12 protein-coding genes are annotated in these 12,226 nt (G+C 63.1%); 6 read left to right on the forward strand and 6 right to left on the reverse strand.

What is annotated here, in order from left to right:
- Positions 1-19 precede the first annotated feature (19 nt).
- Positions 20-994, reverse strand: a complete 975-nt coding sequence (locus P0648_RS11810; protein WP_277504090.1) for a peptidylprolyl isomerase — start codon at positions 992-994, stop codon at positions 20-22.
- 93 nt (positions 995-1,087) lie between these two features.
- Here P0648_RS11810 and cyaB point away from each other — a divergent pair, with 93 nt between their 5' ends.
- Genes cyaB through P0648_RS11830 form a run of 4 tightly spaced genes read left to right on the forward strand, consistent with a single transcriptional unit; the run spans position 1,088 to position 4,636 of the window.
- The gene (gene cyaB / locus P0648_RS11815) at positions 1,088-1,633 is read left to right on the forward strand and encodes a class IV adenylate cyclase (RefSeq protein WP_277504091.1); all 546 of its coding nucleotides are present in this window, start codon (positions 1,088-1,090) and stop codon (positions 1,631-1,633) included.
- A gap of 59 nt (positions 1,634-1,692) precedes the next feature.
- Positions 1,693-2,916, forward strand: a complete 1,224-nt coding sequence (locus tag P0648_RS11820) for a methionine adenosyltransferase (protein WP_276247050.1) — start codon at positions 1,693-1,695, stop codon at positions 2,914-2,916.
- 50 nt (positions 2,917-2,966) lie between these two features.
- Positions 2,967-4,160 carry a tRNA sulfurtransferase gene (locus P0648_RS11825; protein WP_276247049.1) on the forward strand — a complete coding sequence of 398 codons (1,194 nt, stop codon included), beginning with the start codon at positions 2,967-2,969 and terminating at the stop codon, positions 4,158-4,160.
- A 32-nt stretch (positions 4,161-4,192) separates the two neighbouring features.
- Positions 4,193-4,636 carry a DUF5804 family protein gene (locus P0648_RS11830; protein ID WP_277504092.1) on the forward strand — a complete coding sequence of 148 codons (444 nt, stop codon included), beginning with the start codon at positions 4,193-4,195 and terminating at the stop codon, positions 4,634-4,636.
- Here the strand turns inward: P0648_RS11830 and P0648_RS11835 are convergent.
- The 3 genes from P0648_RS11835 to P0648_RS11845 all read right to left on the reverse strand — a co-directional run bounded on the left by P0648_RS11835 (position 4,633) and on the right by P0648_RS11845 (position 7,868).
- Positions 4,633-5,577 (reverse strand): alpha/beta hydrolase, encoded by a 945-nt coding sequence (locus P0648_RS11835; protein WP_277504093.1) that lies wholly within the window; start codon positions 5,575-5,577, stop codon positions 4,633-4,635. The genes P0648_RS11830 and P0648_RS11835 overlap by 4 nt on opposite strands.
- A 58-nt stretch (positions 5,578-5,635) precedes the next feature.
- Complete coding sequence (locus P0648_RS11840; RefSeq protein WP_276247046.1) at positions 5,636-6,583, reverse strand: PLP-dependent cysteine synthase family protein; 948 nt, start codon at positions 6,581-6,583, stop codon at positions 5,636-5,638.
- 508 nt (positions 6,584-7,091) lie between these two features.
- Complete coding sequence (locus P0648_RS11845; protein WP_276247045.1) at positions 7,092-7,868, reverse strand: RimK family alpha-L-glutamate ligase; 777 nt, start codon at positions 7,866-7,868, stop codon at positions 7,092-7,094.
- A gap of 187 nt (positions 7,869-8,055) precedes the next feature.
- Between P0648_RS11845 and P0648_RS11850 the strand changes: the two genes are divergently transcribed.
- Together P0648_RS11850 and P0648_RS11855 are read left to right on the forward strand one after the other, a co-directional pair.
- On the forward strand, positions 8,056-9,039 hold the full coding sequence (locus P0648_RS11850) for a metallophosphoesterase (RefSeq protein WP_276247044.1): 984 nt from the start codon (positions 8,056-8,058) through the stop codon (positions 9,037-9,039).
- A gap of 49 nt (positions 9,040-9,088) precedes the next feature.
- On the forward strand, positions 9,089-9,451 hold the full coding sequence (locus P0648_RS11855) for a thioredoxin family protein (protein ID WP_369685087.1): 363 nt from the start codon (positions 9,089-9,091) through the stop codon (positions 9,449-9,451).
- 2 nt (positions 9,452-9,453) lie between these two features.
- Here P0648_RS11855 and P0648_RS11860 read toward each other — a convergent pair whose 3' ends face one another.
- Both P0648_RS11860 and P0648_RS11865 read right to left on the reverse strand, forming a co-directional pair.
- Positions 9,454-9,963 carry a universal stress protein gene (locus P0648_RS11860; protein WP_276274847.1) on the reverse strand — a complete coding sequence of 170 codons (510 nt, stop codon included), beginning with the start codon at positions 9,961-9,963 and terminating at the stop codon, positions 9,454-9,456.
- 42 nt (positions 9,964-10,005) lie between these two features.
- Positions 10,006-12,117: a thioredoxin domain-containing protein gene (locus P0648_RS11865; RefSeq protein WP_277504096.1), complete on the reverse strand. Its 2,112-nt coding sequence runs from the start codon at positions 12,115-12,117 to the stop codon at positions 10,006-10,008.
- Between the last annotated feature and the right edge of the window lie 109 nt (positions 12,118-12,226).

Below are 12,226 nucleotides of genomic sequence, written 5' to 3' on the forward strand. Positions count from 1 at the left end.
CGAAAATGGGGAAGCCGACTTACTCTTCGTCTAAGTCTTCGACGAGTTCTTCGGCGTCGATGTCTGCGTCTTCGACGAGTTCTTCTAAGTCAGCGCCGCCTGCACCGCCAGCGCCACCCATGCCGCCCATCATACCGCCCATGCCGCCCATCATACCGCCGGAGCCGTCGATGGTCTCCTGGATGATGACGCGGTCTAAGTCGAGGCGGTCCATAATCTGCTGGGCAATCTGCTGTTTCTGGAACATCCACTGCTGGTTGAACGCGAGCTGTGGCGTAGACTCGATGTAGAGCGTCTCCTTCTCGACGGTCTCCATCTCCGTCTCCGGCTCTGCGTCCTCGTCATCGTCGTCGGATTCGACGACGACTTCCTCTTCGACCTCGTCGGTCTGGATCCAGAGTTCGAGGTCCGCGTCCAGGTACATCCCGAGCAGCCCTTTCGCCTGTTCCTCGCGGTCTTCGACGACGCCGAGCACTTCGTACTCGTACTCGATGTCCTCACCGGCGAGCGGGTGGTTGAAGTCGACACGGGCGCGGCCGCCGATGATGGTCTCGACGTGACCGTGCTGGCCGTCGATGTCGACGTGGCCGCCTGGGTAGCGGTCGTCTTCTGGAATCTTCGAGGCGGCGACGGTGCGGACTTCGGACTCGTCGTACTCGCCGAACGCTTCTTCGGCAGGCACGGTCACTGTGCCGGAGTCACCGACTTCGCCGCCGATGATTGCCTCTTCGACTGCGGAGAAGATGTGGCCGGCACCGAGGACGATGACGCGGGGCTCGAACTCGCCCTGGTCTGCGACGCCCTCTTCCTCTGCGATTTCTTCGTCCGTCGTGTCGACGAGCTGGCCGCCTTCGACGGTGCGTGCGGTGTAGGCGAGTTTGACGAAATCTCCGTCCTGGAGCCCGCCTTCCTCAGCCTCAGCCTCCGTCTCTTCGACTTCTTCTTCGACGTCGTCCGGTTGCTCGGCCTCCTCGGCCTGAGGTTCTTCACTCATACGTCAACGGACAGTCGTTGCACCCTTAAGAATCACGTTTCTCGCGCCGGAAGAACACCCACGTTTTTCAGCAGGTAGCACCTCCGAAATGCCATGTACGAGGTCGAAGTCAAGGTCCGGGCCGACCACGACGCCGTGCGTGAAAAACTCGCCGCGTGCGGCGCGACGCAGGTGCGCACCGTTACCCAACGAGACACCTACTACAACGCTCCCGACCGCGATTTCGCTGAGACTGACGAGGCACTCCGTATCCGAACCGAGATGACAGACGAGGAGACGGTCACGAAGGTGACCTACAAGGGACCGCTCGTAGAGCAGGAGTCGAAAACCCGCAAAGAGGCAGAAACCGTCGTCGCGGACGGAGAGACGATGGACCGCATCCTGTCCGGTCTCGGATACGCGGCCACCGCGACGGTGGAGAAGCGTCGAGTATTCTACGAGCTCGACGGCTACACCGTCACACTGGACGACGTGACCGGGCTCGGGGAGTTCGTCGAAGTCGAGACGGAAGTCGAGGGGGCGGTAGAACCGGCGCGAGAGGGGGCCTACAACGTACTGGAGAAATTAGGCGTGGACCCTGAGACCCAAATTCGGACGTCGTATCTCGGTTTACTGCTCGAATCGAATAACTCAGAGTAATTTTTTTGGCGGTCGTGGTTTTCGGAAGTTATAGAAATGCTGGTGTCGAATACGATGTAATGACAGAACGCAATATTCGCGTCGAACCGATCGATCGACGTGCAGTGGAAGACCAGGAGGTCGAAATCGTCGAGCGAAAAGGCATCGGCCACCCGGACTCCATCTGCGACGGCGTCGCCGAGGCAGTCTGCCAGGCGCTCGCCAACGAATACTTAACGCGTGTCGGAAAGGTCCTCCACTACAACACAGACGAGACGCAGTTAGTCGCTGGCAACTCGGCCCCGAAGTACGGTGGCGGCGAGGTTATGAATCCCATCTACCTGCTCATCGTCGGGCGGGCGACCAAGATTTACGAAGACGAGGAGAAAGACGAGGTCATCCACATTCCGACGGAGAAAATCGCCCTCCGCGCCGCCCGCGAGTACCTTTCAGCTCACTTCCCGGAAATCGACGTGGGGACGGACATCATCGTGGACGTGAAACTCGGCGAAGGCTCCGGCGACCTCCAGTCGGTGTTCGGCGAGGACAACGCCACAATTCCGATGGCCAACGACACCTCCTTCGGCGTCGGCCACGCGCCCCTCTCGGAAACCGAAACCATCGTCCTCGAAACCGAACGCCACCTGAACGGCGTCTACGCCGCGGACCACCGCGAACTCGGCCAGGACATTAAGGTGATGGGCAAACGCGAGGGCGACCACATCGACATCACGGTCGCCGCCGCGATGGTGGACAAGTATCTCGAAGGCTTAGACGACTACATCGAGGCCGTAAACGACGTCCGCGAGTACGTCACCGAACTCGCGAGCGAGTACACGGACCGCTCTGTCGAGGTCTACGTCAACACCGCAGACAACTACGAGACTGGGTCGGTCTACCTCACTGTCACCGGGACCTCAGCAGAGATGGGCGACGACGGTTCTGTGGGCCGTGGTAACCGCGCGAACGGTCTCATCACGCCGAATCGCTCGATGTCCATGGAAGCGACCTCCGGGAAGAACCCGGTCAATCACATCGGGAAGATTTACAACCTGCTCAGCACGCAAATCGCAGAGGACGTCGTCGCGAACGTAGCGGGCATCCGCGACCTGCGCATCCGCCTACTCTCCCAGATTGGTAAGCCAATCGACCAACCCCACGTCGCTGACGCCCGACTCGTCACCGAGGAAGGCGTTGAACTCGAAGATATCGAGGCGGACGTCCGGGCCATCATCGACCAGCGCCTCGCCAACGTGACCGACGTCACCCGACAGGTCATCGACGGCGAACTCTCCACGTTCTAAGCCGCGAAGAAGGCGATAGGGGTTTATTCGCCCCTCGTTCATTTTCGTGTATGAATCCACCGGGAGCGGACACCGTCCTCGTCAGGTACGGCGATATGGGGGTGAAAAGTCCGCAGGTCCTCGGCCGCATGGAGCAGATGCTCCGTGACAACATCCGAGCCCTCCTCTCAGACCGCGCCATCGAGGGCACCGTTCGAAAGCAGCACTCTCGGCTCTTCATCGACACGACCGAAGAAGCGATAGACGCGGCCACCGACGCCGCCTGTGACGCCTTCGGCGTAGTCTCTGCGAGTCCCGTCACCGTCACCGACCCGACGATGGATGCGATGAAATCCGCCGTCGTCGAGGCCGCCCGCGAGGTATACACCGAGGGTGCGTTCGCCGTCAGCGCCCGCCGCGCAGGGGAGAAATCCGCCCACCCATTCTCCTCTGAAGACATCGAACGAGAGGTCGGGACTGCCGTCTGGGAGGCGACCGAGGAACGATTCGAACCGGAAGTGGACTTAGAACAGCCCGACTGTGAACTGTTCGTCGAGTGTCGCGCCGACCACGCCTACGTCTACGTCGAGAAGCGCGCGGGACCGGGTGGTCTCCCACTCGGAACGCAGGACCCCGTCGTCGCGCTCATCTCCGGCGGCATCGACTCGCCCGTCGCTGCGTGGGAACTCATGAAACGTGGGTGTCCCATCATCCCCGTCTACTTCGACTTCGAGGAGTTCGGCGGCGTGGACCATCAGGCACGAGTCGTCGAATCGGTCGAGACGCTCGCTCGCTACGCGCCGAACTTCGATATGGAACTGCGGATGGTTCCCGCTGGGAAGGTCGCCCGCCTGCTCGTAGACGAACTCCAGAACACCCGGATGCTGTCGCTTCGACGCTTTATGTTCATGGTCGCAGAGCACGTCGCCCGCGAGGAACACGCCGTCGGCATCGTCACCGGCGAGGCGATCGGGCAGAAGTCCAGTCAGACCGGCGCGAACCTCATGACGACGACGGCTGCGACGAGTCTACCAGTCTACCGGCCGCTCGTCACGATGGACAAACCGGACATCGTCGAACGCGCACGAGCACTCGGCACGTTCACCACCGCGAACATCGAAGCCGGGTGTAACCGTATCGCGCCGAATCGCCCAGAGACGCGTGCCAGCATCGGGCAGGTGGAGGCCGCAGAACCCGACGAGCTCTCCGAACTCGCCGTCGAGGCGGCGAAGAAGGCGCGACGCATCGCCCTGCAGACAGCGTAATCGCTTTACGCGGCGGCAAACACGTTCTGAATATGACGCAGGTGTGTATCGTCGGGTCGCCGGAGGTTGACCTCCGGTACGAACTGCTCTCGCGGGACACCGCCCGCGAGGCGCTCTCGACGTATCGGCTCCACCAGCCGTACGCGAACTCCATCGCCGTCGATACCATCTCGCTCGGCGCGGCCGTCTCGCTGATGAACGACCTGAACTGGTATCTCGTGCGCTTTGCCTCACTCACGCTCGTAACAGAACCGAGCGTCGCCGAAGACGAGTGGCTCTCGCGAAAACTGGCGAAGGCCATCCGCGAAGGTGACGTCAGCCGCGAGCAGTCGGCCGAATTCATCCACATCTACGGCGTGAAAGACGGCGAGCTGACCGAACCACTCGCCGTGGAACGCGACGGAAACCTGCCCGACTACGACCTCGCCGACGTGGATGAAACGGTCGTCGTGCGAGTGACTGAAGCCGAATTTTAGAGCCGGGCTCGGAGTTCCGCGGTAACAGCCTCGAACGTTTTTGCGGCCCTGTCTACGTCGTCTGCCAGACTCAGGAAACCGTGGCACATCGCCGGTTCATTGCGGTGTGCGACCTCTACGCCCGCTTCGGAGAGACGTTCGGCGTAGGCGAATCCGTCGTCGCGCAGCGGGTCGTGGCCGGCCGTCACGATGACCGCTGGGGCGACGTTCGAGAGGTCTGCGGACAAAAGAGGTGCGACGAATGGATGTGCCCTGTCCACCTCGCTTCTGACGTACCGGTCGAAGTAGTGGGCGATGGCGTCGCGCGTCAGCAGTGGCGCATCCGCGTTTTCCTCGTAGGAGCCAGTCTCGAAGTCGGACCGAAGAATGGGATACAACAGCCCTTGCACGGCGACGTTCCGACGCTCGTCGCGCGCCCAGAGTGCAACCGCCGCGGCCAAATTACCGCCGGAGCTGGAGCCGACGACGCCGACGCGCGCTGGGTCGCCGCCGAGAGACGCTCCGTGCTCTCTGGCCCACTCGAACGCGGCGTAGGCGTCTTCGAGACCCGCGGGGAACGGGTGTTCCGGTGCGAGTCGATACTCGACGGAGATGAGGAGTGCACCGACTCGTGCAGCCAGATTCCTCGCGAGGTCGTCCGCCGAATCGAGCGTGCCCATCGCCCAGAGACCGCCGTGGTAAAAGACGAGAATCGGCGGGTCCTCTGGGGCTGCTGGGTCTGGATGGTAGGTCCGAATCGGGATGGTTCCCGGGCCATCCCGCCGTGGGATGCCGAGGTGTTGGACGCGCCCGACTTCAGGGCCACTGCCCGCCGAGAACAGTTCGTCTTCCAGCGCTCTCGCGGCCTCCACGGATATCGCGTGCCACGGCGGGATGCCCTGTACTTCGAACTCAGCGAGAACCTCGCGTACCTGAGCGTCGAGGTCCGTTCGTCTGCGCATGGAGAAAGCTATCGCGAGCAGGCGGTAAACCTGCCGGGAAAACAGCAATCGAGGGATTTCAGTCGAACAGGCCGGTCGAGAGGTAGCGTTCGCCGCTGTCGGGGAACACCGTGACGACGAGCGGGCAGTCCGCGTCCGGGGTGCCGCCGTCGGTCGAAGCGGCGAGACAATCGGCCTGTGGGTCGGCGATTCGTTCGGCGATGCGACGGGCTGCGACGGCGGCCGCGCCACTCGACTGGCCGACGAGGATGCCCTCAGACCGGGCCAGTCTTCGACACTCGTCTTCTGCGTCGGCGAGTTCGACCGTCTCCACCGAGTCGAGGAGGTCGAGGTCGAGGAGGTCGCTCACGAAACCCGGACCCATGCCCTGATAGTCGTCGCTGCCGGCTTCGCCCGTCGAGAGGACGGCGTTCTCCGCGGGTTCGACGGCGACGACGTCCATGTCGGGGAACTCCTCGCGCAGGCGCGTCGCGGTGCCAGTGATGGTGCCACCCGTACCCACCGCGGCGACGAAGGCGTCTATCGTCCGGTCGCCTACGTCTCGCAGAATTTCTTCGGCCGTGGTCCGGTAGTGGGCTTCCGGGTTAGCTTCGTTTTCGAACTGGCCGAGTTGGACGTAGCCCGCCCGTTCGGTGAGCTGGTCTGCGCGCTCGCGGGCGTCGACCATCTCGCCTTCGACGAGTTCGAGGGTCGCGCCGTAGGCCTTCATCAACTGGCGGCGTTCTTTCGATTTCGAGGCGGGCATGACGATGGTGAGATCGTAGCCGAGCGCGGCGCAGGCGAGGGCAATGCCGATGCCGGTGTTGCCGCTGGTCGGTTCGACGATGTGCGAGTCGGGTTCGAGGATGCCCGCTCGTTCTGCCGCCCGAATCATCGAGATGGCCGGGCGGTCCTTCGCGGAGCCACCGGGATTGAACGACTCCAACTTGGTCGCGATGATGGAGCCCGGTGGGGAGCGAATCCGAACGAGAGGGGTCCCGACAGTATCCAGAATACTGTCTTTCATTGCCCTCTCTTACGAATCGGGTGCTTATACCGATGATGGAGTCGGGCAGTTTTTCCAGACAACCGCGGTGGACAGACGCTGGGCATGACATACCGTTCCGTTCGAACACTCTTGCTTAATGTGTAGATAACCCGCCCGTTCCCGTCGCTTATTCGCAGGATAATAATGAGGATGGAACGGGTAGAAGCGAGTGTCCGCGTTGGGAGACGGATGCTCTCCGTCGTACCGACGGGACGTGAACCACGACACTGAGACAGTTCGGTTCCGGCCGGCGTCATCGTCAGCGTCAGCCGACGCACGCAGCGAGGGACGGCGAGACACTTTCATCGTCATCACACCCGTGTCACCGCCTTCACTCCGCGACGGGCTCTGTCGAAGCCGGATTACGGTCGCTCAGTGTCGCACAGACGCGAAAACGGAGTCACCGAAGGGTGGTCGAATCAGTCGGACGACTGTCCATCTCCTGTCCACGCCGAACTCGCTTCGGGATTCGACACCCCTTTTCGCGTCAGTCGAGACTCGCCGTCGCCCGCATCGGATTCTGCGCGTGTTCTGTTTTCGCGAGCGACGCGAGCAGGTAGTCGAGATACACCGACTCAGCATCAGCAACGCCGGCGAGACTGACGACCGGATTCACGTCGACGACCAGGGGTTCGTGCCCGTCGAGGACATCGACTTCGAACAGCGAAAGCCCCGTGAGCGCCGCGACGTGCTCAGTCAGCGCGACGAGTGCAGGCGTCGGTTCGAGTTCGCCGCGAACCGCGCCGCGAACGAGGCCGAGTTCGACGACGCGCACGGTCGCTCCGACGCGATACACCTTCAGGTGGCGCGTCGCGAGGACGTATTCCTGGACGAGTTTGACCCCGTCGAATGCGGGTCTCCCGGTGAGCACGACGTCGTGGTCGTGGGCCCCGTCGTCGGTTTCGTGGCGCGTCTTGATGATGTACGGCGGGTCGAACGTCACGTCCGTCGCCGCGTTGTACTGATAGTCGGGGACCGGAATACCCCCGCGGCGAAGCGCATCGAGCGTCGCCACTCGGTCGCTCGACTGGGCCACGGCGGCTGGCGGATTCAGGGTGGGGACGCCGGCGCGAGCGGCCCGGTGGAGGTCTCGAATCGACTCGGTGCGACGTTTTGCGAGGTGGTAGAGGTCGAACTCGTGGGCTACAAGGTCGGGATGGTCTGCGGACGGGTCGAGGAACGTGACCTCAACTCGCTCGCCCAACCGACGGAAGACCCGCTGTTTGGTCTGGTTACCACCGACTGGCCAGTACGAGATTCCCACGTGCGACACAACGCCCCCTGTAGCACCGTCGCTGGCTTATCGTTTTTTCGGGGTCAACGAGACTGTCCAGATTACTGTATATATTACTATTGAGCCCTCCATAGTTCGGTCTCTCGAATGTTCAATGCTACCAACTGACAGTGGGGGAACGCTTATGTCCACCGCATCTAAGTCACCAGCAAGCCGCATGAACCGCCGGGACGCACCCCAGCAACCGAGCCGGCGACCGACACCCGCCCACCCGCACGAAGCCGCAGGGCCGCTGTTTGCCCGCTTTGCGCGACCACGAACGGCCACCGAGACGACCCTCGCGATTATTTCAGACGTCCACCTCTCGACTCGCGAGTCCGGCAGTTGGAAGGTGTACCACCGAACCGAACAGCGCCTCGAAACCGCCATCGCCGACATCAACGGTCGTGGCGTGGACGGCGTCGTGTTCACGGGTGACCTGACGGAGAACGGCGAGCGAGGGGACTTCGAGCGCGTCGCCGACCTCGTTTCGAAACTGGACCCGCCAGCCGTCGCCGTCCCCGGAAATCACGACGTGCCAAAGGAGTTCGACCACCACGAGTCCGCCACGCTCGAGTGGTTCGAAGAGACGTTCACGCCCGGCGGATTGCCGTTCGAGACGCGCATCGGCGGCATAGACGTCGTCGGACTCGATTCTGCGACGGGCCCCGGCGACTCCCTCAGCGATACGCACAAGGGCAAAATTTCTGCCGCGCAGGTGGCGTGGCTCGACGAGGTGTTAGACGGTGCCATCTGTCCGCTCGTCGTGATGCACCACAACCTCCCGGGGATGCTCGACCTGACCGGCGGCGTCTCCTGGCGCTCGTCGTTCCCGATGCTCGACTACGACCCGCTCGTCGAAGTGCTCGAAACGCACGACGTTCCCCTCACGCTCTCTGGTCACCTGCACATCCCCGCCGTCGCCCGGACCGAGCGCGTGAACGAACTCATCTGTCCCGCACTCTCTTCGTTCCCGCAGGGCTATCTGCTGGTGACGGTGAATGGGGAGGGCACCACCGTCAGGTACGTCCCCGTCGCAGACCCCGAGGGAACCGCAGAGGCGTACATGCTCGCGCAGGACTACTCCGACCGAAGCAAAGCCGTTGCCGAGTTGACACAGCACCACCTCGACTCGCTGCCGCTGTACGACGATTTCGCGTGAATTTGCACAGAGCGCGCCGGTTAAGTGAATCCGCTTCGTAGCCGTGTCCATGGAAACGATGTCACCGAACCCCGTCTGGGACGCGGAGTCCTACCCCTCCACCGTCGAGACGTTCGCGGCGCTCGGCGACGAACTCACGATTCGCGTCTGGGGCGGCGACTGGTGTGGCGACTGCCGGAACCAACTGCCCGACTTCGCCGCTGCCATGCAAGCCGCAGGCATCCCCGACGAGAACCTCCACGAGTACCCCGTGGACAACGACAAACAGGGCGAACTCACCGACGAGTACGGGATCGAGTACATCCCGACCATCGTCGTCGAGAAAGACGGCAAGGAGGTCGCCCGCTACGTCGAGCAGGAACGACAACCGGCGGCCGTCTATCTCGCAGAGCAGCTGCAAAAACAGTTGTAAGGTTATTGCGAGAGGTAGAAGTCTGATTTCTCTTTCCTAAACGGTGAAACGCGCTTCAGGCGCTCGATTTTCGCCGGCGTCCGGTCTCTCACGATGACCACGTCGTAATCCTGGTCTGCGGTGACCTGACTCCCGACGCTCGCGAGCGAGTTAACGAGGCGGCCAGCGTTCTCGCTCCCGATAAACAGCATCGAGGTGTCGAACTCCTTTGCGGCTTTCCTGATGGCAAGGGCGATGCTCCCCGAGGAGGCGTACCGGCCGACGAACTCGTGGGAGAAATCGACCGTCGGCGCGAGGTCGGTCACTTGCTCGTGCAGGTGAGCCACGATGGCGTGACGGTCGAATGGGTCGCCCGTCGCGAGCCATCCTTTTTCCTGTGCGTACGTCTCGTCGTCGAGGGGGATGATGCTCACGGCGACCACTTTCTCGTCGAACACTTTCGCGAACTCCACCGCCCGAACGAGTGCGGCCTCGGCGAGTGACGACCCGTCGAACGGAACAAGAAACGTCATCAGCCGAGACAACACGGTGAAGTGTTATAATTCCAATCCCGCCTACGCGTCGTTTCCGAGTTCGTCCACCCAGTCGAGGGCCGCCTCGATGTTCGTCTGGGGCGGCGAGCAGGTGAACGACCGGCAGACGTAGATGGTGGGTTCGCCGTCGCGCTGGGTTCGGTCGGCCCAGATTGACGGCGTCTCGTCCAGTCCGAGTTCGGAGAGCCAGGCGTCCAGTTCCGCGTCCGACGCCGGTCTGCGGGCGAGGATGCGGTTCGGCAAATAGGTCTCGACGATACGCGCTCGCCACACCGCTGGAAGGTCGTCGGCGACCACGGTCAGTTCGAGGTCGCCCGTGCCGACACGGTCGGCCGCGAGGCCGAGGGTGCCGTACTGGAGCGGATTCGCCTGAATCTTCGACGAGTGGGTTTCGATGACGCGTTCTGCCTTCTCGCCGAAGTCCTCGTCGGGGGCGAAGTGGGAGAGCGACTGGAACAGCGAGAGGGCAACGCCCACGGACGAGGGCGTAGACTGGTCGCCGAGTTCCTGCGGTCGGGTGACGAGGGCTTCGCCGGATTCGGGAGTGAAGTAGAGCGCGCCTCGTTCCTCGTCCCAGAACTCGCGGTCGATGGCGCGGGCCAGTTCGAGGGCGAACGCGAGATGCGCCACGTCGCCCGTCGCCTGGTACAGGTCGAAGGCCCCTCGCCCGAGGAAGGCGTAGTCTTCGAGGTAGCCGTCGCCCTTCACATCGCCGTCCTTGAACCGCCGGGAGAGCGTCTGCGTCTCCGCGTCCCAGAGGTGTCGCTTGACGAAGGCGAGGGCGCGTTCTGCGGTGTGCGTGTACTGGTCTGCGAGGACGAGGCCGCCTTCCGCGAACGCCGAAATCATCATGCCGTTCCAGCTAGCCAGGACTTTCTCGTCGCGGGCCGGGCGGACACGGTCTGCGCGGGCGGCGAACACCTGCTCGCGGGCCTCCTCGATTTTCTCCTCGACCTCGGCTTCGGAGAGGTCGTACTTCTCTGCGATGTCTGCGATGCTCTTTGCGAGGCCGAGCACCGTCGTCCCCTCGAAGTTCCCGCGTTTCGTGACGCCAAAGCGGTCGATGAAAACGTTCGCCGCCGCCTCGTCCTCGACGGCGTCTCGAACCTGCTGTCGCGTCCAGACGTAGAACTTGCCCTCTTCACCCTCGCTCTGGGCGTCGAGCGTGCTGAAGAAGCCACCTTCGTCGTGGGTGAGTTCGCGCTCGACGAATTCGAACGTCTCTCGCACCACGTCGGCGTATCGCTCGTTGCCCGTCACCTGATAGCCCCAGAGCAGGGCACGCGGAATCTCCGCGTTGTCGTAGAGCATCTTCTCGAAGTGCGGGACGGTCCACGTTTGGTCGACGACGTAGCGGTGGAACCCGCCGCCGACGTGGTCGTAGAGGCCACCAGAAGTCATCGCGTCGAGATTTTCGAGTGCCACCTCGCGGTAGGCATCCCGCCCGGTTCGCTCGTACGCCCGGAACAGAAGGTCAAGCCGCGTGGTCTGGGGAAACTTCGGCCCGCTGCTCCCGAACCCGCCGTGCTCGCGGTCTGCGCCCCGGAGCGCGGCGTTCGCGGCCATTTCGAGGAAGTCCGGGCCGGGCGCTTCCCCGGGTTGGTCGGGCACGTCTTCGAGTTCGTCGGTGAGCGCCGCCGTCCACTGAGTCGCCCGATTCTCGATTTCTTCGCGGTCTGTCTCCCACGAGTGAGCGATGTTGTCGAGCAGGTCGAGGAAGCCCGGCATCTGGCCGCGTGGCTCTTTCGGGAAGTACGTCCCGACGTAGAACGGTTTGCCCTGCGGGGTGAGCCAGACCGAAAGCGGCCACCCGCCGTGGGCGGTCACGAGTTGCCCGATGGTCTGGTAGATGCGGTCTAAGTCCGGGCGCTCCTCGCGGTCTACTTTGATGGGCACGAACTTCTCGTTCATCAGTTCGGCCACCTCCTCGTCCTCGAAACTCTCCTCCTCCATGACGTGACACCAGTGACACGCCGAGTAGCCAATAGAGAGGAAGATGGGCACGTCGCGCTCGCGGGCCGCGTCGAGGGCGTCGTCGTCCCACGGCTGCCAGTTCACGGGGTTTTCCGCGTGTTGTCGGAGGTACGGACTCTCCTCTTCCGACAGGCGGTTGCGTCCGGTGGGGTCGTCCATACCGGAGGTTGGGCCTGCGGACACGTAAAAGGTCGAAGTTGCGGCGGCACGTGGGCCACGAAAATCGTTTTTATCCCGACTGGACGAGTGCTAGCATCCGGCATTCGAA

Origin of the sequence: Haladaptatus sp. DYSN1, assembly GCF_029489995.1 — an archaeon.
Taxonomy (GTDB): domain Archaea; phylum Halobacteriota; class Halobacteria; order Halobacteriales; family Halococcaceae; genus QDMS2.

Excerpts from the sequence above, each read along its gene's own strand:
- P0648_RS11835 (WP_277504093.1), bottom strand. The coding sequence starts at position 5,577 with ATGCGCAGACGAACGGACCTCGACGCTCAGGTACGCGAGGTTCTCGCT.
- P0648_RS11865 (WP_277504096.1), bottom strand. The coding sequence starts at position 12,117 with ATGGACGACCCCACCGGACGCAACCGCCTGTCGGAAGAGGAGAGTCCG.
- P0648_RS11860 (WP_276274847.1), bottom strand. The coding sequence starts at position 9,963 with ATGACGTTTCTTGTTCCGTTCGACGGGTCGTCACTCGCCGAGGCCGCA.
- P0648_RS11810 (WP_277504090.1), bottom strand. The coding sequence starts at position 994 with ATGAGTGAAGAACCTCAGGCCGAGGAGGCCGAGCAACCGGACGACGTC.
- P0648_RS11830 (WP_277504092.1), top strand. The coding sequence starts at position 4,193 with ATGACGCAGGTGTGTATCGTCGGGTCGCCGGAGGTTGACCTCCGGTAC.
- P0648_RS11820 (WP_276247050.1), top strand. The coding sequence starts at position 1,693 with ATGACAGAACGCAATATTCGCGTCGAACCGATCGATCGACGTGCAGTG.
- P0648_RS11840 (WP_276247046.1), bottom strand. The coding sequence starts at position 6,583 with ATGAAAGACAGTATTCTGGATACTGTCGGGACCCCTCTCGTTCGGATT.
- P0648_RS11850 (WP_276247044.1), top strand. The coding sequence starts at position 8,056 with ATGAACCGCCGGGACGCACCCCAGCAACCGAGCCGGCGACCGACACCC.
- cyaB (WP_277504091.1), top strand. The coding sequence starts at position 1,088 with ATGTACGAGGTCGAAGTCAAGGTCCGGGCCGACCACGACGCCGTGCGT.
- P0648_RS11825 (WP_276247049.1), top strand. The coding sequence starts at position 2,967 with ATGAATCCACCGGGAGCGGACACCGTCCTCGTCAGGTACGGCGATATG.
- P0648_RS11855 (WP_369685087.1), top strand. The coding sequence starts at position 9,089 with ATGGAAACGATGTCACCGAACCCCGTCTGGGACGCGGAGTCCTACCCC.